The organism is Streptomyces sp. NPDC027672, assembly GCF_055566335.1.
Genome location: NZ_JBVHSO010000011.1, coordinates 1 through 23,828, shown reverse-complemented (window position 1 = coordinate 23,828; position 23,828 = coordinate 1). Strand labels below are relative to the sequence as shown.

21 protein-coding genes and 2 pseudogenes are annotated in these 23,828 nt (G+C 75.4%); 15 read left to right on the top strand and 8 right to left on the bottom strand.

Annotated features, from left to right (window positions below; genetic code table 11):
* Positions 1-23: 23 nt before the first annotated feature.
* The 5 genes from ACZ4SV_RS25440 (at position 24) to ACZ4SV_RS25420 (ending at position 7,287) form a co-directional block, all read left to right on the top strand.
* Positions 24-1,388, top strand: a complete 1,365-nt coding sequence (locus tag ACZ4SV_RS25440; protein ID WP_365883964.1) for a GH1 family beta-glucosidase — start codon at positions 24-26, stop codon at positions 1,386-1,388.
* A gap of 133 nt (positions 1,389-1,521) precedes the next feature.
* A complete protein-coding gene (locus ACZ4SV_RS25435; RefSeq protein WP_468006666.1) occupies positions 1,522-3,402 on the top strand; it encodes a discoidin domain-containing protein in 1,881 nt (626 codons plus the stop codon).
* A 141-nt stretch (positions 3,403-3,543) separates the two neighbouring features.
* Positions 3,544-4,020, top strand: a complete 477-nt coding sequence (locus ACZ4SV_RS25430) for a GNAT family N-acetyltransferase (RefSeq protein WP_468007012.1) — start codon at positions 3,544-3,546, stop codon at positions 4,018-4,020.
* 72 nt (positions 4,021-4,092) lie between these two features.
* A complete protein-coding gene (locus ACZ4SV_RS25425; protein WP_468006664.1) occupies positions 4,093-5,589 on the top strand; it encodes an ABC transporter substrate-binding protein in 1,497 nt (498 codons plus the stop codon).
* Between the two features lie 3 nt (positions 5,590-5,592).
* On the top strand, positions 5,593-7,287 hold the full coding sequence (locus ACZ4SV_RS25420) for an ABC transporter permease subunit (protein ID WP_468006662.1): 1,695 nt from the start codon (positions 5,593-5,595) through the stop codon (positions 7,285-7,287).
* A gap of 87 nt (positions 7,288-7,374) precedes the next feature.
* Here ACZ4SV_RS25420 and ACZ4SV_RS25415 read toward each other — a convergent pair whose 3' ends face one another.
* A complete protein-coding gene (locus tag ACZ4SV_RS25415) occupies positions 7,375-8,139 on the bottom strand; it encodes a CDP-alcohol phosphatidyltransferase family protein (protein WP_468006660.1) in 765 nt (254 codons plus the stop codon).
* Between the two features lie 105 nt (positions 8,140-8,244).
* Here ACZ4SV_RS25415 and ACZ4SV_RS25410 point away from each other — a divergent pair, with 105 nt between their 5' ends.
* The 5 genes and pseudogenes from ACZ4SV_RS25410 to ACZ4SV_RS25390 form a co-directional block, all read left to right on the top strand.
* Positions 8,245-9,228, top strand: a complete 984-nt coding sequence (locus ACZ4SV_RS25410; RefSeq protein ID WP_468006658.1) for a zinc-dependent alcohol dehydrogenase — start codon at positions 8,245-8,247, stop codon at positions 9,226-9,228.
* A 115-nt stretch (positions 9,229-9,343) separates the two neighbouring features.
* Positions 9,344-9,742 (top strand): 6-pyruvoyl trahydropterin synthase family protein, encoded by a 399-nt coding sequence (locus ACZ4SV_RS25405; protein ID WP_365941603.1) that lies wholly within the window; start codon positions 9,344-9,346, stop codon positions 9,740-9,742.
* A complete protein-coding gene (locus ACZ4SV_RS25400) occupies positions 9,739-10,926 on the top strand; it encodes a glycosyltransferase family 4 protein (RefSeq protein ID WP_468006656.1) in 1,188 nt (395 codons plus the stop codon). The genes ACZ4SV_RS25405 and ACZ4SV_RS25400 overlap by 4 nt, the downstream gene beginning before the upstream one ends.
* The gene (locus tag ACZ4SV_RS25395) at positions 10,923-11,861 is read left to right on the top strand and encodes a methyltransferase domain-containing protein (protein WP_468006654.1); all 939 of its coding nucleotides are present in this window, start codon (positions 10,923-10,925) and stop codon (positions 11,859-11,861) included. Before ACZ4SV_RS25400 ends, ACZ4SV_RS25395 begins: the two co-directional genes overlap by 4 nt.
* A pseudogene (locus ACZ4SV_RS25390) lies at positions 11,858-12,772 on the top strand (lysylphosphatidylglycerol synthase transmembrane domain-containing protein); the annotation flags it as partial. The gene ACZ4SV_RS25395 and the pseudogene ACZ4SV_RS25390, both read left to right, overlap by 4 nt.
* Positions 12,773-12,957: 185 nt before the next feature.
* On the opposite strand, the gene ACZ4SV_RS25385 reads toward ACZ4SV_RS25390, so the two are convergent.
* A complete protein-coding gene (locus ACZ4SV_RS25385; RefSeq protein WP_365879089.1) occupies positions 12,958-13,734 on the bottom strand; it encodes a creatininase family protein in 777 nt (258 codons plus the stop codon).
* Between the two features lie 38 nt (positions 13,735-13,772).
* On the opposite strand from ACZ4SV_RS25385, the gene ribA reads away from it, so the two are divergent.
* From ribA to ACZ4SV_RS25370, 3 genes are all read left to right on the top strand, one after another.
* Positions 13,773-14,444 (top strand): GTP cyclohydrolase II, encoded by a 672-nt coding sequence (gene ribA, locus ACZ4SV_RS25380; RefSeq protein WP_365879091.1) that lies wholly within the window; start codon positions 13,773-13,775, stop codon positions 14,442-14,444.
* Positions 14,445-14,726: 282 nt separating this feature from the next.
* Positions 14,727-15,785, top strand: coding sequence for a saccharopine dehydrogenase (locus tag ACZ4SV_RS25375; protein WP_468006651.1), 1,059 nt, complete (start codon positions 14,727-14,729; stop codon positions 15,783-15,785).
* The gene (locus ACZ4SV_RS25370) at positions 15,782-16,936 is read left to right on the top strand and encodes a saccharopine dehydrogenase family protein (RefSeq protein ID WP_468006649.1); all 1,155 of its coding nucleotides are present in this window, start codon (positions 15,782-15,784) and stop codon (positions 16,934-16,936) included. The genes ACZ4SV_RS25375 and ACZ4SV_RS25370 overlap by 4 nt, the downstream gene beginning before the upstream one ends.
* Positions 16,937-16,981: 45 nt before the next feature.
* On the opposite strand, the gene ACZ4SV_RS25365 is transcribed toward ACZ4SV_RS25370, so the two are convergent.
* Positions 16,982-18,205, bottom strand: a complete 1,224-nt coding sequence (locus tag ACZ4SV_RS25365) for a serine hydrolase domain-containing protein (protein WP_468006648.1) — start codon at positions 18,203-18,205, stop codon at positions 16,982-16,984.
* 175 nt (positions 18,206-18,380) lie between these two features.
* On the opposite strand from ACZ4SV_RS25365, the gene ACZ4SV_RS25360 reads away from it, so the two are divergent.
* Positions 18,381-18,818, top strand: a complete 438-nt coding sequence (locus ACZ4SV_RS25360) for a PPOX class F420-dependent oxidoreductase (RefSeq protein ID WP_365879099.1) — start codon at positions 18,381-18,383, stop codon at positions 18,816-18,818.
* 19 nt (positions 18,819-18,837) lie between these two features.
* On the opposite strand, the gene ACZ4SV_RS25355 is transcribed toward ACZ4SV_RS25360, so the two are convergent.
* Positions 18,838-19,716: an NAD(P)-dependent oxidoreductase gene (locus ACZ4SV_RS25355; RefSeq protein WP_397948413.1), complete on the bottom strand. Its 879-nt coding sequence runs from the start codon at positions 19,714-19,716 to the stop codon at positions 18,838-18,840.
* Between the two features lie 100 nt (positions 19,717-19,816).
* Between ACZ4SV_RS25355 and ACZ4SV_RS25350 the strand changes: the two genes are divergently transcribed.
* The gene (locus tag ACZ4SV_RS25350; RefSeq protein WP_468006645.1) at positions 19,817-20,407 is read left to right on the top strand and encodes a TetR/AcrR family transcriptional regulator; all 591 of its coding nucleotides are present in this window, start codon (positions 19,817-19,819) and stop codon (positions 20,405-20,407) included.
* A 192-nt stretch (positions 20,408-20,599) separates the two neighbouring features.
* Here the strand turns inward: ACZ4SV_RS25350 and ACZ4SV_RS25345 are convergent, their stop codons facing one another.
* The 4 genes and pseudogenes from ACZ4SV_RS25345 to ACZ4SV_RS25330 form a co-directional block, all read right to left on the bottom strand.
* Positions 20,600-22,063, bottom strand: coding sequence for a membrane-associated oxidoreductase (locus tag ACZ4SV_RS25345; protein WP_468006643.1), 1,464 nt, complete (start codon positions 22,061-22,063; stop codon positions 20,600-20,602).
* 110 nt (positions 22,064-22,173) lie between these two features.
* On the bottom strand, positions 22,174-22,761 hold the full coding sequence (locus tag ACZ4SV_RS25340; RefSeq protein ID WP_468006642.1) for a histidine phosphatase family protein: 588 nt from the start codon (positions 22,759-22,761) through the stop codon (positions 22,174-22,176).
* Positions 22,762-22,767: 6 nt separating this feature from the next.
* Positions 22,768-23,646, bottom strand: coding sequence for a phosphogluconate dehydrogenase (NAD(+)-dependent, decarboxylating) (gene gnd, locus ACZ4SV_RS25335; RefSeq protein WP_365879112.1), 879 nt, complete (start codon positions 23,644-23,646; stop codon positions 22,768-22,770).
* 2 nt (positions 23,647-23,648) lie between these two features.
* Positions 23,649-23,828 (bottom strand): annotated as a pseudogene (locus ACZ4SV_RS25330) (glucose-6-phosphate isomerase); the annotation flags it as partial.

Here is a 23,828-nt window from a genome sequence, read left to right as displayed (position 1 = left end):
CCCCTGATCCCGAAGGGACTTCCGTGTCCGAACCCATCGACCTCGCCGCCTTCCCGCCCGACTTCCTGTGGGGCACGGCGACAGCGTCGTACCAGATCGAGGGAGCCGTGGCCGAGGACGGCCGCTCGCCGTCCATCTGGGACACCTTCTCGCACACCCCCGGGAAGACCGCGAACGGCGACCACGGCGACACCGCGTGCGACCACTACCACCGCTGGCGCGAGGACCTCGGCCTGATGCGGCAGCTCGGCGTCAACGCCTACCGGCTGTCCGTGGCCTGGCCGCGCGTGATCCCCGGCGGGACCGGTGAGGTGAACCCCAAGGGCCTCGCGTTCTACGACGAGTTGGTGGACGCCCTGCTGGAGGCGGGCATCACCCCGTCCGTCACCCTCTACCACTGGGACCTGCCCCAGGTGCTCCAGGACCGCGGCGGCTGGCCCGAGCGGGACACCGCGCAGGCGTTCGCCGAGTACGCCTCCGTCGTGGCCGGCCGCCTCGGCGACCGGGTGCGGCTGTGGAGCACCCTCAACGAGCCGTCCTGCTCGGCCTGGATCGGCCATCTGGAAGGCAAGATGGCGCCCGGCTGGACCGACCTCACCGCCGCCGTGCGCGCCTCCTGCCATCTGCTCCTCGGCCACGGTCTGGCCACCCAGGCGATCCGCGCCGCCGCCCCGGGCGCCGAGGTCGGCATCGTCAACAACCTCTCCACCGTGCACCCGGCCACCGACCGCCCCGAGGACGTGGCGGCGGCCCGCCGGCACGACGGCCACGTCAACCGCTGGTGGCTGGACCCGGTGCACGGCCGGGGCTTCCCCGCCGACATGCGCGAGGTCTACGGCGTCGAACTGCCCCTGGACGACGCCGACCTGGCGACCATCGCCACCCCGCTCGACTGGCTGGGCCTGAACTACTACTTCCCGGCGTACGTCGCCCACGACCCCGACGGGCCCGCGCCGTACGCCCGTTCCGTCCGGCGCGAGGGCGTCGCGCGCACCGGCATGGACTGGGAGATCGACGCGTCCGGCATCGAGACGCTGCTGCTGAGGCTCACCGAGGAGTACGGCGCCCGCAGGCTGTACGTCACCGAGAACGGCTCCGCCTTCCCGGACGTGGTGCGCCCCGACGGCAGCGTGGACGACCCCGAGCGCCAGGACTACCTGGAGCGCCACCTCGCGGCCTGCGCCTCGGCCGCCCGCAAGGGCGCCCCGCTGGCCGGCTACTTCGCCTGGTCCCTGCTGGACAACTTCGAGTGGGCCTACGGCTACGACAAGCGGTTCGGACTGGTCCACGTCGACTACGCGACCCAGGTCCGCACCATCAAGGGCTCCGGCCACCGGTACGCGGACATCGTCCGCGTCCACCGCGGCCGGACACGCCGGGCCGCCTGAGCCCCGGCCCGGACGGCCGGTGGACACGGCCGGGGAGTGCCGTGTCCACCGGCCCGCTTCTCCCTTCCGTTCTGTCATGAACACGACAGAACCGTAGTACCTCCACCGCATCAGGAGACCCAAGGAGAGCCGCATGCCACCCCGTGTTTCCCGCGCCCTGCCCGCCGCCCTGGCCGCCGCCACGGCCCTGCTGTGCTCCGGACCGCTGCTGGCGGCCCCCGCCACCGCCGCCCCGGCCGCCGCCCCCGGCTGGGACACCGACCGGGCGGCCGCCGCCTACGCGCTGAACCCGGCCGCCGTCACCGCCTCCGGCAGCGAGAACGCCGGCAGCGGGCCCGGCCTCGCCGTCGACGGCAATGGCGCCACCCGCTGGTCCAGCGACTTCGCCGACAACGCCTGGCTCCGCGTCGACCTCGGCTCCGTGGTCCGCGTCGACCGCGTCGTCCTCGACTGGGAGGCCGCCTACGGCAAGCGCTACGTCCTGGAGGTCTCCGGCAACGGCACCGACTGGACGCCCTTCTACACCGAGACCGCGGGCACCGGCGGCTCGGTCACCGCGCACACCTACCCGCAGGAGGTGACCGGCCGCTACGTCCGGCTGCGCGGCCTGGAGCGCGCCACGCCCTACGGCTACTCCCTGTGGAGCTTCAAGGTCTACGGCGGCGAGCCGGCCCCGGCCTCGACGGCCCGCACCAACCTCGCCCTCAACCACCCGGCGTACAGCAACTACTACCAGGACGCCGGCCACTCGCCGGCGTTCCTCACCGACGGCGGCTGGCCCGCCGGACTCAAGGGTGACGCCAGCCGCTGGTCCAGCGACTGGAACACGGACCGGTGGGTGTCGGTGGACCTGGGCGCGCGCTCCACCATCGACACGGTCGACCTGTACTGGGAGTCGGCCTACGCCGTCGACTACCTCGTCCAGGTCTCCGACGACAACCGCACCTGGCGCACGGTCTACGAGCCGGCGGCCGCCGACATCGCCGCCCGCCGTGCCGCCGTCGCCGCGCCGTCCGACGCGGCCGGCCTGCACGACACGGTCAAGCTGCCCTCGCCCGCGACCGGCCGCTACGTCCGCATGCTCGGCAAGGAACGCCGCTCCTTCTACAACCCGGCGCCCGCCACCGCCCAGTTCGGCTACTCGCTCTACGAGTTCCAGGTCTGGGGCACCGGCGGCAGCGCGTCCGCCGCCTACCCGGCGCTGCCCGCCGACCCCGCCGGCAGCTACCGCACCACCTTCTTCGACGACTTCACCGGCGCCTCGCTCGACCGCTCCAAGTGGCGCGTGGTGCGCACCGGCACCGAGATGGGCCCGGTCAACGGCGAGTCCCAGGCGTACGTCGACTCCGCCGACAGCGTCCAGACCCGCAACGGCAGCCTGGTGCTGAAGGCCGGGTACTGCAAGGGCTGCACCAAGGCGGGCGGCGGCACCTACGACTTCACCTCCGGCCGGGTCGACACCCACACCCACGTCGACTTCACCTACGGCAAGGTCAGCGCCCGGATGAAGCTGCCCGTCGGCGACGGGTTCTGGCCGGCCTTCTGGCTGCTCGGCAGCAACGTCGACGACCCGTCCGTGTCCTGGCCGGCCTCCGGCGAGACCGACATCATGGAGAACATCGGCTACCCGGACTGGACCAGCTCCGCGTTGCACGGCCCCGGCTACTCGGCCGACGGCAACATCGGTGCCCGCCAGACCTATCCGAACGGCGGCACGGCCGACCAGTGGCACACCTACGCGGTCGAATGGACCCCGACGGCGCTGCGCTTCTTCGTGGACGACCGCCTGGTCCAGGAGACGACCCGGAACAAGCTGGAGGCCACCCGGGGCCAGTGGGTCTACGACCACGACCAGTACGTGATCCTGAACCTCGCCCTCGGCGGCGCCTACCCGGCCGGCTGGAACAAGGTCACCTCGCCCTACTGGGGCCTGCCCCAGTCGAGCGTCGACAAGATCGCGGCCGGATCGGTGCAGGCCGAGATCGACTGGGTGCGGGTCGAGCAGAAGGGCTGAGCCCGCGGCGGCTCACGCGGCCGGGCGGGCCGGCGCACTGCCCATGATCACGACGGCGGACTTAATGCATATGATGTGCAAGTGCATACATACTGCGTGAGGCCCGCGACCGCCGATGACCTGGACGGTGCCCGGTCCGTCATGCTCGACACCGTCTACCAGGACTTCGGCACCGGTTACGTGCCCCGGTGGCACGCCGACATCGTGGACCCGGCCGCCCATTACCTCGCGCCCGCCCGGCACACCCTGCTCGTCGCCGTGGACGCGGACGGCCGGGTCGTCGGCACCGGGGCCCTGGACGCGCGCGGGCCGCAGTCGCCGCCGAACCCGCCCCGGCTGGCCGGGCGGTATCCCTCCGGCGAGACCGCGCAGGTGCGCCGCGTGTACGTGCGGCCCGGACACCGGCGCCGCGGGATCGCCCGAGAACTGGTGGCGCGGCTGCTGGACTTCGCCGCCGCGGACGGCGGCTACCGGGCCGTGTACCTGCACACCGATCCCGCCGTCCCCGGCGCCGAAGCCTTCTGGCGGTCGCTCGGCACGGTCGTGCACGACGAGCGCCGGGACGCCGGCGGCGGCCAGGGCATCGTGCACTTCGAACTCCCGTTGCGCAGCGCATGATAATCATTATCATCTAACCTGTCGTCAGCGTCGCCCAGCACGCGTCACCGCACCCAGCACGAACCGAGGACCATGCCCGCCCCGCGCCCTTCCCGCCTGCTCGCCGCCCTGCTCACCACGCCCCTGCTCGCCGGCTGCTTCGCCTCCTCCGGCTCCGCGGACGGCGACGACCCGGCCCAGGGGGCGCGGCTGAGGGTCGCGCTCGCCTTCCCGCCCGCCGAACGGCTCTCCCCGTACGGCGCCGACGCCACCATCCTCAGCCGCCTCGGCGTCACCGAGAGCCTGACCGCGCTCGACGGCAACGGCTCCGCCGCCCCCGCCCTCGCCTCCTCCTGGCAGCGACAGGACGCCCGCACCTGGCAGTTCACCCTGCGCGAGGCCACCTTCCACGACGGCTCCGAGGTCACCGCCGACGCCGTGGCCGCCTCGCTCGGCCGGGCCGCCCGCGCCAAGCCCGCCCCGGCCGCCCTGGCCGGCGTCAGCCTCGGCGCCGAGGCCGTGGACCGGCACCGGCTACGCGTCACCACCCGCCGCCCCGACCCGATCCTGCCGCTCCGGCTGTCCAGCCCCAGCCTCGCCGTCCTGTCCGCGAAGGCGTACCGGGACGAGGACCGCGTCGACCCGGCCGGCACCGGCACCGGACCCTTCACACTGAAGCAGGTCACCGGCGCCACGTCCGCCACGCTCGACCGGTACGACGGCTACTGGGGCGGACGCGCCCAGGCCGCCGGCATCGACGTCCGCTTCGTCGCCGACGGCACCGCCCGCGCCAACGCCCTGCGCGCCGGCGAGACCGACATCGCCGAAGCCGTCCCCGTGGCCCAGGCCGCCACCCTCCCGCCGGGCACCCGCCGGGAGACCGCCACCACCCGCACCACCAGCCTGCTGCTCAACCACCGCTCCGGGCCGTTCCGGGACGCCGGGCTGCGCGCCGCCGCCCGCGCCGCCGTCGACACCGCCGCGCTCGCCCGGGGCGTCTACGAGGGCCACGCCGACCGCGGCACGGGAATCTACGGCCCCGCCGTCGGCTGGGCCGGGGGCCGGCACCGTGAACCGGTTGGCCGGGCCGCGCCCCGCCGGCCCGGCGGCGCCCGGGTCACCCTCGCCACCTACGACAACCGGCCCGAACTCCCCGAAGCCGTCCAGGTGCTGAAGCAGCAACTGGAGCGGGCCGGGTTCCGGGTCCGCCTCGTCGTGCGCGAGTACTCGCGGTTGGAAAGCGACGCGCTGGCCGGGAAGTTCGACGCCTTCGTGCTCGCCCGCAACAGCCTCGTCGACACCGGCGACCCGGTCGCCGTCCTCGCCAGCGACTACACCTGCGCCGGCGGCTACAACCTGGCCCTGCTGTGCGACCGGGACGTCGACCGGGCCGTGGCCGCGGCCGAACGCACCGCCGACACCGCCAAGCGGCAGGACGCGGCGCTGCGCGCCGAGGCGCGGATCCTCGGCACCGACGCCGTCGTACCGCTGGTCCACCAGCGCGTCATCACCGGCGTCGGACGCTCCGTCAAGGGCGTCCTGCCGGACCCGTACGAGCGCGTCCTCGTCGGCACCGGCACCCGGCGCTGAGCCGTGCGGACCGTGCTGTGGCGGGCCTCGCTCGCCGGCGCCCTGGTGTGCGGGATCGGGCTGCTGCCCTGGCTCAGCCGCACCGACCCCGCGCTCACCGTGCTCAAGGCGCGGGCCCAGGACCGCGACCCGGACCCCGCGGTGCTCGCCGCCATCCGCGGCCAACTCGGCCTGGACGACGGTCCGCTGGTGCTGCTGGGCCGCTGGCTCGGCGGACTGCCGCGGGGCGACGCCGGCCGGTCCTGGATCTCCGGGGCCGAGGCCGGTCCCCTGGTGGCGCGGGCGCTCGGCGCCTCCCTGCTCCTCATGTCGGCCGCCTTCCTCGTGGCCTGCTGCACCGCCGCCGCCGTCTGCGCCCGCACCCTGTACCGGGGCGGCCGGACCCGGCCCGGCGGCACCGGCTCCGCGATGCTCGCCGCCCTGCCGGAGTTCCTCACCGCCTCCGTCCTCGCCACCGTCGTCGGCGTGCAACTGGGCTGGCTGCCCGCCCTCGGCTGGTACGGGCCCCGGTACACCGTGCTGCCCGCGCTCGCCCTCGGCCTGCCCGCCGGTGCCGTCCTCGGCCGGCTCCTCGACGACCGGCTGCCCGGCGCCTTCGCCGAACCCTGGGCGCGCGCCGCCGCCGCGCGCGGACTGTCCCGCACGCGCACCGCCCGCCAGGCGCTGCGGCGCTGCCTGCCCGGACTGCTACCGAACACCGCGCTGTTCGTCGTCGGCATGACCGGCGGCGCCGTCGCCGTGGAACAGCTCTACGACATCCCCGGCCTCGGCCGCACCACCCTCCAGGCCGCCCTCGCCCAGGACCTGCCCGTCCTCCAGGCGGGCACCCTCGCCCTGCTGCTGCTCGCCGCGCTCGCCACCGGCGCCGCCCGGCTCGCCGTCCGCCTGCTCACCGGCCCGGCCCTGCGCGACGGCGCCCTGCCCGCCCCGCCCCGGTCCGCGCCCGCCGTGCGCGGCGCCGCGCCGCTGCTGCTCGGCGGGACCCTGCTCGCGGTCCTCGCCGCCGGCCTGCCCCGCGACCCGCTCGCCCTGGACACCGCCGCGCGCCTGCGGCCGCCCTCCCGCTCCCACCCGTTCGGCACCGACGCGCTCGGCCGCGACCTGCTCGCCCGGGTCGCCCACGGCGCCCTGGACACCCTGCTGCTCGCCGTCGTGATCAGCGCCGGCACCCTGCTGGCCGGGCTGCTGCTCGGCCTGCTGCCCCGGCTGTCCGGCCCGCTCGTCGACACCGTCAACGCCGTACCGCCGGTCCTCGCCGCGCTGCTGGTGACCGCCGTGGCCGGCGGCGGCCCGGCCACTCCCGCGCTCGCCGTCGCCTGCGTCGCCTGGGCGCCGCTCGCCGCGCACACCTCCGCCCTGCTGCGGCAGGAACGCGCCGCCTCGCACCTCGCCGCCACCCGCGGCCTCGGCGCCGGCCGCTGGTACCTGCTGCGCCACGAACTCCTGCCCGCCGTCGTGCCGTCCGTCACCCGGCACGCCCTGCTGCGGCTGCCCGGCACCGCGCTCGCCCTCGCCTCGCTCGGCTTCCTCGGCCTGGGCGCCCAGCCGCCGTCCCCCGAGTGGGGTCACCTGCTCGCCGAGAACCAGCCCTACGCCGAGCGCGCCCCCTGGACCGTCCTCGCCCCCGCCGCCGCCCTCACCGTCCTCGGCGCCCTGGCGGTGACCTCCGCCGCCACGGCACCGCGCCGCCGGCGTTGACCGCCCAATTGCGTTGCCGCCAGCACTGGTTCCGCCGGCCGGCCGTACCCGCCCCGCCGGGCCGACGCAGGCGGGCCGGGCCGGTGGTCAGCGTGCCGCCAGCTCCCGCAGCAGCGGTTCGGGCGCCGTCTTCGCCGCGGCCGTCCGGGAGCCGCGCCACAGCCACCGCACGTCCCGCCCGAAGGACCACACCAGCGAGCCCAGCGCGAGCAGCACGACCGCCAGGTCCGCCGGGTACGGCAGCAGCCCGGAGGCCGCCAGCAGCAGGCAGACGCCCTGGACGGCGGCGACGGCCTTGCGTGCGAAGGACGGCGGCAGCGGCGCCGTCAGCCACGGCGCGCACCGGGCCGCCGCGACGAACGCGTACCGCATGCCGCCGATCAGCAGCACCCACGGCCCGAGCCGCGCCGCCACGTACACGCTGAGCACCAGGATCAAGAACGCGTCCACCTCCATGTCGAACCGCGCGCCCAGCGCCGAGCAGGTGCCGGTGCGGCGGGCGACCTTGCCGTCCACCCCGTCCAGCAGCAGCGCCACGGCGGTCAGGGCGACCAGCGCCGGTACCGGCGGCGCCCCCGCGAAGGAGTCCGCGACCAGCGCCGTCACCCCGCCGACCAGCGCTGCCCGGCCCAGCGTGACCCGGTTCGCCGGGCCGAACGCACGCAACCGGGAGCGGTGCACGGCGCGGGAGAGCACCGCCCAGGTGGCCGACGCGAAGACCAGCCCGGCCAGCCAGCCGGCCGGCCCCATGCCGGTCACCGGACCGAGCAGCGCCAGCAGCAGGACCTGCGCGCCCGCTCCCGCGGCGGTCTCCTGGCCGAGCCTCGCGTCGTACGTGTTGTTCAGGGCCACCGCACACCCTCCGGCCGAGTGACAGAGTCGATCAGCGCCGCGTACTGTGCGCGGCCTGTGCCACCCGGTACGTGAACCGCTTCCCGATCGTTCAGGAGGACGCCGATGAACCACTCGGCCCGCGCGTTCTGGCTCCGCTCGCCCGGCCACGGGGAACTGCGCGACGTCACCCTCCCCGCGCCCGCCGGGGACGAGGTCCTGGTACGCGCCCTGTACTCCGGGGTCAGCCGCGGCACGGAGACCCTGGTCTTCCGCGGCGGGGTGCCGCACAGCCAGCACGCCGTGATGCGGGCGCCGTTCCAGGAGGGCGAGTTCCCGGGCCCGGTGAAGTACGGCTACCTCAGCGTCGGCGTGGTGGAACAGGGCCCGGCCGCGCTGGCCGGCCGCACGGTCTTCTGCCTGTACCCGCACCAGAGCCGCTACGTCGTCCCGGCCGGCGCCGTCACCGTGGTGCCCGCGCGGGTGCCCGCCGAACGCGCCGTACTGGCCGGGACGGTGGAGACCGCGGTGAACGCCCTGTGGGACGCGGCCCCGCTGATCGGCGACCGGATCACGGTGGTCGGCGGCGGCATGGTCGGCTGCGCGGTCGCCGCGCTGCTCGCCCGGTTCCCGGGCGTCCAAGTCCAGTTGGTCGATGCCGACCCGGCCCGCGCCCGTACCGCCGAGGCGCTCGGCGTGGACTTCGCCGCGCCCGCCGACGCCCTCGGCGACCGCGACCTCGTCGTGCACGCCAGCGCCACCGAGGCCGGCCTCACCCGGGCCCTGAGCCTGCTCGCCCCGGAGGGCACGGTGGTCGAACTGAGCTGGTACGGCGACCGGACCGTGGCCCTGCCGCTCGGCGAGGCCTTCCACTCCCGGCGGCTCACCGTGCGCGGCAGCCAGGTCGGCACCGTCTCCCCGGCCGCCCGGCCCGGCCGCGGCTACGCCGACCGGATGGCCCTCGCCCTGGACCTGCTCGCCGACCCGGCGTTCGACGCGCTCGTCACCGGGGAGAGCGACTTCGAGGAACTTCCGTCCGTGCTGCCCCGGCTGGCGTCCGGCGAGCTCCCCGCCCTGTGCCACCGCATCCGCTATCCGGAGACCACCTGACCTGAGAAAAGAGTGAGCACACGCTGAACACGGGGAAGCGATGAGCCGTACTACACGGCATCCCCCGGCGGGCAGGAGCGGGGGAGCGAAGGCGCCGCACCGGGAGGGTCGTCCGTTGTTCAGCATCACCGTCCGCGATCACCTCATGATCGCCCACAGTTTCCGTGGCGAGGTCTTCGGCCCCGCACAGCGACTGCACGGGGCCACCTTCCTCGTGGACGCGACGTTCCGCCGCGAGCAACTGGACGAGGACAACATCGTCGTCGACATCGGGCTGGCCACCCGGGAACTCGGCGCTGTCGTCGCCGCGTTGAACTACCGCAACCTGGACGACGAACCCGGCTTCGAGGGCGTCAACACCTCCACCGAATACCTGGCCAAGGTCATCGCCGACCGGCTCGCCGACCGCGTCCACGAGGGCGCCCTGGGCGAGAACGCCACGGGCTTGTCGGGCCTGACGGTCACCCTGCACGAGTCGCACATCGCCTGGGCGAGTTACGAGCGTGCCCTGTGACCGACCGGACCGCGCGGCGGACCCGCCCCGGGCCCGTCCCCCCGCTCCCCGCGCGGCCCGCCGCCGGCACCACCGGAATCGTCCCCATGTCCCTGCGCACCGTGCACTTCGTGATGCCGGGCGGCGTCGACGACCCGGCCGCGCCCAGCGGCGGCAACGCCTACGACCGGCGGATCTGCCTGGACCTGCCCGGCTTCGGCTGGCAGGTCACCCGGCACACCGTCCCCGGCGGCTGGCCGCGGCCCGACGGCACCGCCCGGGACCGGCTCGCCCGCACCCTGCGGGACCTGCCGGACGGCACCGTCGTCCTGCTCGACGGCCTGGTGGCCTGCGGCGTCCCGGAGACCGTCGTGCCCGAGGCCGGGCGGCTGCGCCTGGCGGTCCTCGTCCATCTGCCGCTCGGCGACGAGACCGGCCTGGACCCGGCCGTCGCCGCCGGCCTGGACGCCCGGGAGCGGGCGGTGCTGCGGGCCGCGGGCGCGGTGGTCGCCACCAGCGACTGGGCGGTCCGCCGGCTCGTCTCCCACCACGGCCTCGCCCCCGGCCGGGTGCACGCCGCCGCGCCCGGCGCCGACATCGCGCCCCTGGCACCCGGCACCGACGGCGTCTCCCGGCTGCTGTGCGTGGCCGCCGTCACCCCGCGCAAGGGCCAGCACCGGCTGGTGGAGGCGCTGGCGGCGGTCCGGGACATGCCGTGGACCTGCGCGTGCGTCGGCGGTCTCGGCCACGACCCCGGGTACGTGGCCCGGCTGCGGGAGCTGATCGCCCGCTACGGCCTCACCGACCGCCTCCACCTGACCGGCCCGCGCGCCGGCCCCGGCCTGGCGGCGTCCTACGCCACGGCCGACCTGATGGTCCTCACCTCCCGCGCCGAGACCTACGGCATGGCGGTCACCGAGGCCTTGGCCCGGGGCATCCCCGTCCTCGCCACCGACGTCGGCGGCCTGCCCGAGGCGCTCGGCCGCGCACCGGACGGCACGGTGCCCGGCATCCTCGTCCCGCCGGAGGACCCCGCCGCGCTCGCCGTCGCACTGCGCGGCTGGTTCGGCGAGCCCGACGTACGCCGCCGCCTCAAGGCCGCGGCCCGGGGCCGCCGCGCCGCGCTCGCCGGCTGGCCGGCCACGGCCCGCACCCTGGCGGGAGTCCTCCACCGGCTCCCGGAACCCCCGAGGAGGGCGGCATGACGACTCCGCAGGACGGCCCCGCCCCCGTGATCGCCGGCGCCGGACCCGTGACCGGCCCCGGCGAACGGGCCACCGTACGGCTGCGGGACGGCGGTTCCGAGGAACCGCCGCGGTACGCGCCCGAGTGGCTGCGGCTGCGGGAAGGCGCCGACGCGGCGGCCCGCGCGCGGGAGCTGCTCGGCCCGTTGCGGAGCCGGCTGGCCGCGTCGCCGGACCGGACGGGCGGGCTGGCCGTGCACGACCTCGGCTGCGGCACCGGCTCGATGGGCCGCTGGCTCGCGCCCCGCCTGCCCGGCGCCCAGCACTGGATCCTGCACGACCGCGACCCCGGCCTGCTGCGCTTCGCCGCCGACGCCGCCCCGCGCACCGCCGCCGACGGCAGCCGCGTCACCGTGGAGACCCGGCACGGCGACCTCGGCCGGCTCACCCCGGACGCGCTGGCCGGGGCCGGTCTGGTGACCGCCTCCGCGCTGCTCGACGTCCTCACCCGGGAGCAGGCCGTGACCCTGGCGGACGCCTGCGCGGGCGCCGGCTGCCCGACCCTGCTCACCCTCTCCGTCGCCGGGCGCGTCGACCTCGCCCCGGCCGACCCGCTGGACACCGCGATCACCTGGGCGTTCAACGCCCATCAGCGGCGCGCCGGGCTGCTCGGCCCGGACGCGGTCACCGCGGTCTGCGAGGCGTTCACCGAGCGCGGGGCGACGGTCCGCCTGCACCCGAGCCCGTGGCGGCTCGGCCCCCAGGACACCGCGCTGACCGCGCAGTGGCTGCGCGGCTGGGTGGGCGCGGCCGTCGAACAACGCCCGGAACTGCGCGCCCCCGCCGAGCGCTACCTGACCGCACGACTCGCCGCCTGCGCGTCGGGCACCCTACGCGTCACCGTCCACCACACCGACCTGCTGGCCCTACCCCGACCGACGGGCGCCCCGGCATGACGGAGAAACCACGCGAAGCGAACTGGCCGACCCCGGTGCCCGGCCTTGGCGGGCGCGCCGACCCGGGGTCGGTTCCGGTGCGGCCGGTCCCCGGAAACGTCCCCCCGCTTCGCTCCGTCGGTCGGGTCCTGCGGGCGCGTCTCGGTGTGGTCGTCGGTGTCGGGGTGGTCGGGGTGTTGTTGTGGCGGTTCGGGGCCGGTGTGTCGCTTGACGGGTTGCGGCGGATCGATGCCGTGACCGTGCTGGCCGCGGTGGGTATCGGCGCCGTCACCACCGTGTCCAGCGCCTGGCGCTGGCAGTTGGTGGCACGCGGACTGGGGCTGCGGCTGCCGTTCGGGCCGGCCGTCGCCGACTACTACCGCGCGCTGTTCCTCAACGGGGCCCTGCCGGGCGGCATCCTGGGCGATGTGCACCGCGCGGTACGGCACGGGCGGAGCGCCGGTGACGTACGGCGCGGAGTGACAGCGGTCGTGCTGGAACGCGTCGCGGGACAGCTCGCGCTGGCCCTGGCCGGTACGGCGGTGCTGCTCACCCTGCCGTCCCCGGTGCGCGCCCAAGTCCGGGACCTCGCACAGCCGGTGGCGGCCGCCGGCGTGCTCGTCGCCGTACTCGCCGTCGTACTGGCCCGCCGCGCCGGTGGTCCGCGCCGGCTGCTCGCCGAGGCCCGGCGGGGCCTGGCGTCCCGGCCCGGCGGATACGGAGTCGCGCTGTCCTCCGCGGTCGTGCTGGCCGGACACCTGGCCACGTTCGTCCTCGCGGCCCGGGTCACCGGCTCGGCCGCCCCGGTGCCGGTGCTGCTGCCGCTCGCGGTGCTCGCCCTGCTGGCCATGGGCCTGCCGCTGAACGCCGGCGGTTTCGGGCCGCGCGAGGGCGTCACCGCGTGGGCGTTCGGCGCGGCGGGCCTCGGCGCGGACCGCGGGGTCGCGGTCGCCGTCGTCTACGGCGTGCTGAGCCTCCTGGCGAGCCTGCCCGGCGCCGCCGTCCTGGTCCGGCGCCGGTACGCGGGCCCGCGCACCCCGGCCGCCGCCGCGCCGCCCGACGACTCCCCGCCGGCCGGGGCCGCCCCCATGGGTCCCGGCCGCGGGGCCTTCCCGCGCTATCGCGGCGCCGGCGCCTGGGTGAGCAGCGAGAAATACGGCCCGAAGGATTCCGCGAGGCTCGCCAGCAGTTTCTTTCCCTTGTCCGCCGAACCCAGGGAAGGACGGCCGACGACGCCCGATTCGGTATAGGCGGACATTCCCACGGTGAGCAGATGACGTCGGTCGTCGGCGATGACGTCGGCCGACTCGTGACCAGGGCGGACAGAGGCGGGGTGAGCGTGCAGCAGGATCGACGTCTCGATCTCTCCCGCGTGCATGTCGGTGAGCAGCGAGGTGACCACCCCGGCCCGCTCCCGCGCCGTTTCCCAGTCCTCCGCGGCCGGGAACAGCGCCATCCGCTCACCGCGCGCGGTGGCCTCCTGGACGACGTTGCCCAGCACGTAGTTGCCGCCGTGCCCGTTGACCACGACCAGCGCGGTCACGCCCGAACGGCGCAGCGACGCCGCGATGTCGGAGACCACCGCGTGCAGTGTCACCGCGGAGATGCTGACGGTGCCCGGCCAGGCCGCGTGCTCGTGCGAGCAGGAGACCGTCACCGGAGGAAGGAGGAGCACCGGGTGGGCGGCGGCGATCTCCCGCGCCACGGCGCAGGCCACCAGCGTGTCGGTCGCCAGCGGAAGATACGGGCCGTGCTGCTCGAAGCTGCCGACGGGAAGGACGGCGACCTGTGCCGTACCACCCGACAGCCGGTTCCGTACGTCGTCCGTGGTGTCCCCGGGCAGCACGCCGTCCGCCCCGCCGGAGCCGTCCGTCCGCGTGCCCGAACCACTCATCTCTTCATGGCCTTTCGTCTCTGCTTAGGAATCAGATCATGACAGAAATCACCGGCACCGACATCGGCGTACTCGGCGGGAAGTCCCCGCGGCGTTCGGGTGCGGAACGCGTCGTGAACGCGCCGCTGCCCACCGTGTACGGGAAGTTCCAGGCGATCGGTTACCTGGACCACGACCGCGGTGACGAACAAGTCGCCCTGGTGTACGGCGAGATCGGCGCCGACGGCGTGCTGACCCGGCTGCACTCGGAATGCCTGACCGGGGACGCGTTCGGCTCCCGGCACTGCGAGTGCGGCGACCAGCTCGCGGCCGCCCTGCGCGCGGTGGCCGCCGAAGGCAGCGGCGTGGTCGTCTACTTGCGCGGACACGAGGGCCGCGGCATCGGCCTGCTCGCCAAGCTGCGCGCGATGGCCCTCCAGGCGGAGGGCCTGGACACGGTGGAGGCGAACCTCGCCCTGGGCCTGCCGGTCGACGCCCGCGACTACGGCGTGGCCGCGGAGATCCTGCGTGACCTCGGGGTGCGTTCGGTACGGCTGATGTCCAACAACCCGCGCAAGCGGGAGGCGCTGGTCCGCCACGGCGTGCGGGTCACCGAGCAGGTGCCGCTGCTGATCGAGCCGTGCGAGAGCAACATCACCTACCTGCGGACCAAGCGGGAACGGCTGGACCACCACCTGCCCCATCTGGACGCCGTCGCCCACGGTTCCTGACCGGAAAGCCCCGGTTCGGCGGACCGCCCGGTGGACAGGATCACCGCGCGGTCCGGTCCCCGGGACGGGCCGGCGACGTGGTGAGGAGGCGACGGCGTGCACCTCGGGACGACCGGTGCCCGGCGGCCGGCCCGCACGGGAGCGGCGCATCACCCGCTCGGGGGGACGCCCGGGGCGGGAGCACGGGCGATCCGCACCCTGGCGCGTACCCTTCGTGGACGTCAGCCCCCTGAGCGCCGGCCGGTCCGCGGCCGGTGCCCCGCGCCCGGAGGCCCGTCCCGTATGACCGAGCTGCACCTGTGGCTGCGCCACGAGCACCGCACGACCGAACGGCGCACGCCGGTCGTCCCCGCCGACGCCCGCCGCCTGGTGGACGGCGGGGTCACGCTCACCGTCGAGGAGTCCCCGCAGCGGATCTTCCCGCTCCGGGAGTACGAGGCGGCCGGCTGCGGCGGCGCCCCGGCCGGCTCCTGGCCGACCGCGCCCCGGGACGCGGTCGTCCTCGGTCTGAAGGAACTCCCCGACGCTCCCGGCGAGCTGACGCACCGGCACGTCTACTTCGGGCACGCCTACAAGCGGCAGCCGGGTGCCGCCGGGCTGCTGCGCCGGTTCGCGGCCGGCGGCGGGGCGCTGCTGGACCTGGAGTACCTCGTCGACGAGGAGGGCCGCAGGCTCGCCGCGTTCGGTTTCTGGGCGGGCTATCCGGGCGCCGCGCTCGCCGTGCTGCGCCACCGGGGCCGGCTCACCGCGCCGCTCGCCCCCACGACCAAGGACGACCTGGACGCCGTACTGCGGCCGCGGCCCGGGGACCCGGAGTTCACGGCGCTGGTGATCGGCGCCCTGGGCCGCAGCGGGCGCGGCGCCGTGGCCGCCTTCCGGACGGCGGGCGTCGAGGCGGTCCGCTGGGACCTGGCGGAGACCCGCGACCTGGACCGCGGGGCGCTGCTCGGACACGACGTGCTGGTCAACGCGGTCCTCGCCACCACCGTGGTCCCGCCGTTCCTGCGCCCGCGGGACCTCGACTCCCCGGCCCGCCGGCTGCGCACCCTGTGCGACGTCACCTGCGACGTCGGCTCCCCGTTCAACGTGCTGCCCGTCTACGACCGCACCACCGACTGGGCGGAGCCGGTGCGCCGGCTGCGCGAGCGGCCCCCGCTGGACCTGATCGCCATCGACAACCTGCCGGCCCTGCTGCCCGGGGAGTCCAGCACCGACTTCTCGGCGGCCCTGCTGCCGCAGCTCCTCGCCTTCGGCCCCGGCGGCGCCTGGGGCCGCTGTCTGGACCGGTTCGACCAGGCCTGCCGTGAACTCGGCATCGAAAAGAGGGAGTTCGACTCATGACCGACCGTGTCCCGGCGAGCGGCACCGTCCACTGGGTCGGCGCCGGACTGTCCACCGGCAGCGGGCTCGCCGCCCTGTGCGCCACGGCGGACCGGGTGCTGCTGTGGCACCGCACCGCGGACCGCGCGGCCGGGGCGCTGGCCGGCCTGGGGCTGACGGGCCGCGCCGAGCCCCGCGCCCTCACCCCGGACGCCCTCGCCGCCGCGCTGGAGCCCGGGGACGTGGTGGTGTCGATGCTGCCGGCCTCCGGACACGCCGGGCTGCTCGCCGTCTGCGCGCGCGCCGGGGCGCACTTCGCCTGCTCCAGCTATGTGTCGCCGGAGCTGGCGGCGCGCGGGGAGGCGGCGCGGGCGGCCGGGCTGACCGTGCTCGCCGAGACCGGCCTCGACCCGGGCATCGACCACCTCTTCGCCCACAGCCTCATCGGCCGGGCCCGGGCCCGGATCGGCGCCCACACCCCGGCCTCCTACCGGCTCACCTCCTACTGCGGCGGCGTCCCGGCGGTGCCGAACGACTTCCGGTACCGCTTCAGCTGGGCCCCGGCCGGTGTCCTCAACGCGCTGCGTACGCCTGCCCGTTACCTCCAGGACGGCACCGAGGCCACGGCCGGCCGGCCCTGGGAGGCGACCCGGCCGCTCGTCCTGGACGGCGAGACCTTCGAGGCGTACCCGAACCGCGACAGCATCCCGTTCATCGCCCACTACGGCCTGCCCGCCGCCTGGACCCCGCGCACCTTCGTGCGGGGCACCCTCCGGCTGGCCGGCTGGCTGAAGGCGTGGGAGCCCGTCTTCAAGGAGCTGACGACGGGCGACGACGAGCGGATCGCCGCGCTGGCCCGGGAACTGGCGGCGGCCCACCCGACCACGCGGGCCGACCGCGACCGGGTGGTGCTCTCCGTCCGGCTGGAGGTCGACGCGGGCGCGGGCCGCCAGTGGACCGGCGCCTATCTGCTCGACGTGACCGGTGACGCCGCGGAGTCGGCGATGGCCCGCTGCGTCTCCCTCCCGCTCGCCCTGGGCGTCCGCCACATCCTGGACGGCAGCCTGCCCGCGGGCCTGCACCGCGCCGCGCAGACCCCGCAGCGCGCCGACCGCTGGCTGGGCGAACTCGCCGACGAGGGACTGCGGTTCACACTGACCCTGGGGCAGTAGCCGGCCGGTCCGCCGCGGCCGTCGCCTCCGCCGGGCGGCCGGCGGTCAGTGCCTGATCGCCTCGTGCACCAGCCGGCGCAGCTCGGGCAGGACCTTCAGGCCCTTCGGGCGCACCTGGGTCATGAACTGCACGGTGAGGTCGTGGGCCGGGTCGACCCAGAACGCGGTGGTGGCGACGCCGGTCCAGCCGTAGCTGCCGAGGTGGGACGGGGCCAGGGTGCGGGCCGGGTCGGTGACGACGGAGACGTTGAAGCCGAAGCCGAGGCCGTCCATGGCCGGACCCCGGTGGACCGGGGCGCCGAAGGACCGGATGGCGGCACCGCCCGGCAACTGGTTGCGGGTCATCAGGGCCAGCGTCCCGGGGGACAGCAGCCGTATGCCGTCCAGCTCGCCGCCCCGGCGCAGCAGCTCCATGAAGCGGTGGTAGTCGTGGGCGGAGGAGACCAGGCCGCCGCTGCCGGACAGGAACCGGGGCCGGTCGTACAGCGGCAGCCCCGCGATCGGCTCGATGCCGCCCTCGTCCGTCTCGCCGTACAGCTCGGCCAGCCGCTCCTGCTGCCCGGGCGCGAGGTGGAAGCCGGTGTCGGTCATGCCGAGCGGGCCCAGGATCCGCTCGGCGAAGAACGCGTCCAGCGGCTGCCCGGAGACCACCTCGATCACCCGGCCCAGCACATTGGAGGCGACCGAGTAGTTCCACCGGGTGCCCGGGTCGAACTGGAGCGGCATCCGCGCGTACAGCTCGACGGTCTCCGCGAGGTCCTTGCCGGGCGGCACCGCGTACTCCAGACCGGCCGCGCGGTAGAGCGCGTCCACCGGGTGGCGGTGGTAGAAACCGAAGGTCAGGCCCGCGGTGTGGGTGAGCAACTGCCGGATCAGGATCGGTCCGGCGGCCGGCCGGGTGCGCACCCCGGCGCCCGTACCGCCGGTGTACACCCGGGGAGCGGCGAACGCGGGCAGATGCCGGTCGACCGGGTCGTCCAGCGACAGCCGGCCCTCCTGCGCCAGCATCAGCACCGCCACCGCGGTGACCGGCTTGGTCATCGAGTAGATCCGCCACAGCGTGTCCGGCTCCACGGGCAGCCCGGCCGCGACGTCCCGCAGGCCGTAGACGGCCAGATGGGCGACCCGGCCGCCGCGGGCCACCGCCACCAGGTACCCGGGCAGGCGGCCCTCGTCGACATGCCGGGCGAAGTGCCGGTCCAGGCGGTCCAGCGCCCCGGCGTCCAGTCCCGCCTCCGCCGCCTCGGCGTCCTGTCGCAGCTCTGCCATCGCTCTCCTCCGGTCGCGTCGTCCGCGGCGCCCCCGGCCGCAGCGCCGGCCCGGACCCGCTCGCCCTGCTCCTCCCCGCGTCCGGCCCCCGCCTACCCATCGTCGCGCGGGACGGCCGGCCGGGACCGGCCGCCCGGAGGGAATGCGCGGGATGCACACGGCGGTTGAACCGGCCATGACTCAGGACCCCACCCAGGACGCGCTGCTCCGCCTGCTCTCCGCGGGCCACGGCGGCGTACTGGTCACCCTGCGCCGCGACGGCCGGCCCCAGCTGTCCAACGTCAGCCACGCCTACGATCCCGCGGAACGGATCATCCGGATCTCGGTCACCGACGACCGCGCCAAGACCCGCAACCTCCGCCGCGACCCGCGCGCCTCCTACCACGTCACCGGCGAGGACCGCCGGGCGTACACCGTCGCCGAGGGCACCGCCGAGCTGACCCCGGTCGCCGCCGACCCGCACGACGAGACCGTGACGGAGCTGATCCGGCTCTACCGGGACGTCCTCGGCGAACACCCGGACTGGGACGACTATCGGGCCGCCATGGTCCGCGACCGCCGCCTGGTGGTCCGCCTGCGGGTGGAGCGGGCCTACGGCATCCCGGAGAGCTGAGCCGCGCGGGGGCGCCCGGCTACGGCGCCCCGGCGGTGCGTGCCTCGATCGCCCGCAGCACGGCGACCATGTCCTCGCCGCCGTGCCCCCGCGCCACCGTCTCCTCGAACAGGCCGTGGCAGACGTCGAGGAGCGGCGAGGCGAGGCCGGCCGCGCGGGCCGCGCCGGCGATCAGCCGGTTGTTCTTCAGCACGTCCAGCGCCGCCGCCTGCACCGCGAAGTCCCGCTCGCGCAGCTTCGGCGCCTTCATCCGGGACACGCCGCTGGCCATCGGACCCGCGTCCAGGACGTCCAGGAACAGCCGGCGGTCCAGGCCCTGGCGCTCGGCGAAGTGGAACGCCTCGGCCAGCCCGGTCACCAGCGTGATCAGGAACAGGTTCACCGACAGCTTCATCAGCAGCGCCCCGGGCACCGGACCGCAGGCGAACGTCTCCCCGCACAGCGGCGCCAGCAGCGGCCGTACGGCGGCCACCGCGTCCTCCTCGCCGGCCAGCATGGCGACCAGCCGTCCCTGCTCCGCCGGCACCCGGGACCCGGAGACGGGCGCCTCGGCGTACCGGCCGCCGGCCGCGCGGATGTCGGCCTCCAGGGCGCGGGAGTACTCGGGCGAGGTGGTGCCCATGTGGACCACCGTCCGGCCCGCCACCCGCGCGGCCAGCGCGGGCGTGCCCCGGCCGAGCACCGCGTCCACCGCCGCCTCGTCGGCGAGCATCAGCAGCACCACGTCCGCCCGCGCGAACACCCCGGCGGCGTCCGCCGCGACCTCGGCGCCGGCCGCGCGCAGCGGCTCGGCGCGGTCCGGGGTCCGGTTCCAGACCACCAGCGGGACGCCGGCCGAGGCCAGGCGCAGGGCCATGGGCCGGCCCATCACTCCGAGACCGATGAATCCGACGTGCACGGCAGGCCGCCCTTCGCGCCACGCATCGACTATGACAGCGGTCATAGTAGCGCCGTTATGACGGTGGTCATAGAGTGGAGGCGGTGAACGGAGGGTGGCGATGAGCGAGGCGCGGCGCGGACCACGGGAGCGGATGGTCTTCAGCGCGGCCCAGCTCATCCGGCGGCACGGGGTCACCGCGACCGGCATGCGCGAGGTCGCCGCGCACGCGGACGCGCCGCGCGGCTCCCTCCAGCACTACTTCCCGGGCGGCAAGGAACAACTGGTCAACGAGGCGGTCGAGTGGGCCGGCCGGTACGCGGGCGGGCGGATCGCCCGGTTCCTGGCCGGACTGGAGGAGCCGACGCCGAGCGCACTGTTCGCGGCGATGGCCGCGCAGTGGACCGAGGAGTACACGGCGGACGGCTTCACGGCGGGCTGCCCGGTCGCCGCCGCCACCGTCGACTGCGCCTCCCTGAGCGACACCGCCCGCGGGGCCGCGGCCGCCGCGTTCGCCGCCTGGCGGGCCCCGCTCGCCGCGGCCCTGACGGACCTGGGCGTGCCCGCCGCGCGGGCCGGGTCGCTGGCCACCCTCATGATCAGCACCCTGGAGGGTGCGATCCTGCTGGCCCGGGCCGAACGGGACGTCGGGCCGCTCACCACGGCCGTGCGGGAACTCGGCCCACTGCTCGACGCCGCCGCCGGCCGCTGACAAGCCGGCGGCGACAGTGCTCCCAGGGCACTGCACCCTGTTGCCGGACGCCGGGCGGGCCGCCATGCGGGGCCGTCCGGGCGGTCCGCCGCCGGGACGGCTCGTGTCCGGGTCCGGCGGACCCACGTGCCGGTGCGGTGGGCCGTGGTCCGGCCGGACCTGCCGGTCAGCGCCCCGGCGCGGGGCGCTGCCTCACTGGCGGCTGACCGTGCGGGTGACACCGGCGATCACCGTCGTCGCCAGGATCCAGCCGGTGAGCACCAGGACGTAGGCCAGCATCTGGTAGCCGCCGCGCGGCGCGAACGCGGAGTCCTGGCCGAAGGAGAGCACCGGCAGCAGCAGGTCGAGTGTGTAGAACACCGGGTGGAACGGCGGCGCCTCGTCCGGCTTCAACGGCCTGGGCGGGTGCGCCGCGAACGCGAGCGAGCCGAGCGCGAGCAGCGACAGCAGCCAGCCGGCCGCGCGCAGCGGACGGAAGCCGTAGCCGACCGTGACGTCCTGGAGCAGGCCCCACACCCGGCCGTACCAGGGCAGCGTGTGCCGGTGCCGGCGCTGCCCGGCGAGCTGCACCAGACGGGCCGCGTGGTCGTCGCCGACCCGGCGGTAGGCGGCCGTCAACTGCGCATAGGCGTCCGGGACATAGCCGTCGCGCTCGCGCTCCAGCAGGGGCAGCCGGCGCTCGGCCGGCTCGTGCGGGACCAGCGAGGTGTACGTCAGGCCGCCGAGCAGCACCTCCTCGGGCGCCGACTCCGGTTCCAGCAGCAGGACGTCGAGCTGGGCGCGGCGCAGACTGAGGGCGCCCTCCATGGGCGGGGCCTTGCGCAGCCACAGCTCTCCGATGGCGGCGCTGCCGGCCCGCAGCGCGGAGCCGCCCGGATGCGCGAGCAGGGTGTACGACAGGTCGAGCCGCCCCGCGATCCGGGCGCCGCGCAGCCCCATCCAGCCGCGCACCTCGGCGTGCCGGACCAGCATGTCGCCCGCGACGGCGAGCGTCTCCGCGTCGAGCGCGGCGTGCCCCGGGTGATTGAGCCGCGCCTCGCCGAGGTTGAGCGACCCGGCGACGGTGGCGCCGTTGAGCCGTATCTGCCCGTGCGTGCGCAGCCCCGGCGCCCACAGATCGGCGCCCAGAGCGGCCTGGTTGAGCTGGAGTACCGGCTCCTCGGCGCCGGGCGCGCCCACCTCGGCGCTCTCCAGGTACAGGCTGCCGCTGATCCGGGCGCCGCCCAGCCGCAGGACGCCCAGACAGCGGGTGCGGGTCATCCGCACCACACCGTCGACGTGCACGGCGTGCGCGACCAGACCGGGCAGGACGGATTCGCTGAGGTTCAGTTCGCGCAGCCGGGCGGCGTAGCACCGCGGGGCCTCGTCGAAGCGGCAGTGCCGCAGCCGCACCGGGTGGTCGATCGTCGCGTACTGCAGGTCGAGCCGGCCGGTGATCCGGGCGCCCGCCAGGCTCAGCGACGGTATCTCCCCGTCCTGCCGCGGCCCGTCGAGCAGCAGCGCCCGCAACACCCGGGCACGCACGGTCCGTTCGGGCCCCCAGCGCTCCGCGTCGGCGGGATCGTCGTCGGGTGACCGGCGGAAGTCCACCGACTCCCCGCGCGGGAAGGCCCGCCACACCCGTTCCTCGGCCGCCGTCAGCTCGTCGGTCTCCACCAGCGGGACTCTGACGTGCGCCGCGACCGGCTGTCAATGCGCCCGGAGCCCGGGCGCCCCCGAGCCGCCGGCGGGGGCGGGTCGGGGGCACCCGGGCTCCGGGGTGCCGGTTACGGCCGGACGTTCCACTCGGTGATCACCGGGTGGCCGTGTTCCGTGGACAGCCGGCTGACCGTGCCGGTGGCGAGCTGGAACAGCCGGCCCTGCGCGGGCGGCAGGCCCAGGCGGCGGGCGGTGAGGACGCGCAGGAAGTGGGCGTGGGCGACGAGCACCACGTCTCCTACGGCCAGGTCCGCCTCCAGCCGGGCCAGCACCCGGTCGGCGCGGGCGCCGACCAGCGCGGGCGACTCGCCCGGATGACCCTCGGGGCCGGGCGGCACACCGTCGGTCCACAGGTCCCAGTCCGGCCGGGTGCGGTGGATCTCGGCGGTGGTGATGCCCTCGTAGCCGCCGTAGTCCCATTCGTGCAGGTCGGGATCGGGCACGACGGCGGGCAGGCCGGCCAGTTCGGCGGTGCGCAGCGCGCGGGCCAGGGGGCTGGCCAGCGCGCGGGCGTAGGTCCGGCCGGTGAGGAGCGGGGCGAGGGACTTGGCCTGTTCCTCGCCGTGCCCGGTCAGGGGCAGGTCGGTGAAGCTGGTGTGCTGTCCCGACCTGCTCCACTCCGTCTCACCGTGGCGGACCAGCAGGAGGTCCCCCACGGCGGGTCAGTCCTTCTTCTCGACCGCGTGGCCGCCGAACTGGTTGCGCAGCGCGGCGATCATCTTCATCTGCGGCGAGTCGTCCTGGCGGGAGGCGAACCGCGCGAAGAGGGAGGCGGTGATCGCCGGCAGCGGCACCGCGTTGTCGATGGCCGCCTCCACGGTCCAGCGGCCCTCGCCGGAGTCCTCCGCGTAGCCGCGCAGCTGCTGGAGGTGCTCGTCCTCGTCCAGCGCGTTGACCGCGAGGTCCAGCAGCCAGGAGCGGATGACCGTGCCCTCCTGCCAGGAGCGGAACACCTCGCGGACGTTCTCCACGGAGTGCACCTTCTCCAGCAGCTCCCAGCCCTCGGCGTAGGCCTGCATCATCGCGTACTCGATGCCGTTGTGGACCATCTTGGAGAAGTGCCCGGCGCCGACCCGGCCGGCGTGCACATAGCCGTACGGGCCCTCCGGCTTGAGCGCGTCGAAGACCGGACGCAGCCGGTCCACGTGCTCCTTCTCGCCGCCGACCATGAGCGCGTAGCCGTTCTTCAGGCCCCACACACCGCCGGAGACGCCGGCGTCGACGAAGCCGATGCCCTTGATGCCCAGCGCGGCGGCGTGCTTCTCGTCGTCCGTCCAGCGGGAGTTGCCGCCGTCGATGACGGTGTCGCCGGGCGAGAGCAGGTCGCCGAGTTCGTCGATGACGGTCTGGGTGGCGGTGCCGGCCGGGACCATCACCCACACATGGCGGGGCGCGTCCAGCTTCTCGACCAGTTCGGCGAGGTCCTTGACGTCGGAGACTTCCTGGTTGCGGTCGTAGCCGATGACGGTGTGGCCGGCGCGGCGGATCCGCTCGCGCATGTTGCCGCCCATCTTGCCGAGACCGATGAGACCGAGCTGCATGATCAGTTCTCCGATGCGTTCTTGAGAGTGCGGTAGGCGGCGACGAGGGCCTTGGTGGACGGGTCGAGGCCGGGGACGTCGGTGCCTTGGGTGAGGGCGGGTTCGACGCGTTTGGCGAGGACCTTGCCCAGTTCCACGCCCCACTGGTCGAAGGAGTCGATGTTCCATACCGCGCCCTGGAC

Coding starts and splice junctions, on each gene's coding strand:
- gnd (WP_365879112.1), bottom strand. CDS start 23,646: ATGCAGCTCGGTCTCATCGGTCTCGGCAAGATGGGCGGCAACATGCGC.
- ACZ4SV_RS25375 (WP_468006651.1), top strand. CDS start 14,727: ATGACCGAGCTGCACCTGTGGCTGCGCCACGAGCACCGCACGACCGAA.
- ACZ4SV_RS25435 (WP_468006666.1), top strand. CDS start 1,522: ATGCCACCCCGTGTTTCCCGCGCCCTGCCCGCCGCCCTGGCCGCCGCC.
- ACZ4SV_RS25385 (WP_365879089.1), bottom strand. CDS start 13,734: ATGAGTGGTTCGGGCACGCGGACGGACGGCTCCGGCGGGGCGGACGGC.
- ACZ4SV_RS25360 (WP_365879099.1), top strand. CDS start 18,381: ATGACTCAGGACCCCACCCAGGACGCGCTGCTCCGCCTGCTCTCCGCG.
- ACZ4SV_RS25425 (WP_468006664.1), top strand. CDS start 4,093: ATGCCCGCCCCGCGCCCTTCCCGCCTGCTCGCCGCCCTGCTCACCACG.
- ACZ4SV_RS25365 (WP_468006648.1), bottom strand. CDS start 18,205: ATGGCAGAGCTGCGACAGGACGCCGAGGCGGCGGAGGCGGGACTGGAC.
- ribA (WP_365879091.1), top strand. CDS start 13,773: ATGACAGAAATCACCGGCACCGACATCGGCGTACTCGGCGGGAAGTCC.
- ACZ4SV_RS25350 (WP_468006645.1), top strand. CDS start 19,817: ATGAGCGAGGCGCGGCGCGGACCACGGGAGCGGATGGTCTTCAGCGCG.
- ACZ4SV_RS25410 (WP_468006658.1), top strand. CDS start 8,245: ATGAACCACTCGGCCCGCGCGTTCTGGCTCCGCTCGCCCGGCCACGGG.
- ACZ4SV_RS25370 (WP_468006649.1), top strand. CDS start 15,782: ATGACCGACCGTGTCCCGGCGAGCGGCACCGTCCACTGGGTCGGCGCC.
- ACZ4SV_RS25430 (WP_468007012.1), top strand. CDS start 3,544: ATGCTCGACACCGTCTACCAGGACTTCGGCACCGGTTACGTGCCCCGG.
- ACZ4SV_RS25395 (WP_468006654.1), top strand. CDS start 10,923: ATGACGACTCCGCAGGACGGCCCCGCCCCCGTGATCGCCGGCGCCGGA.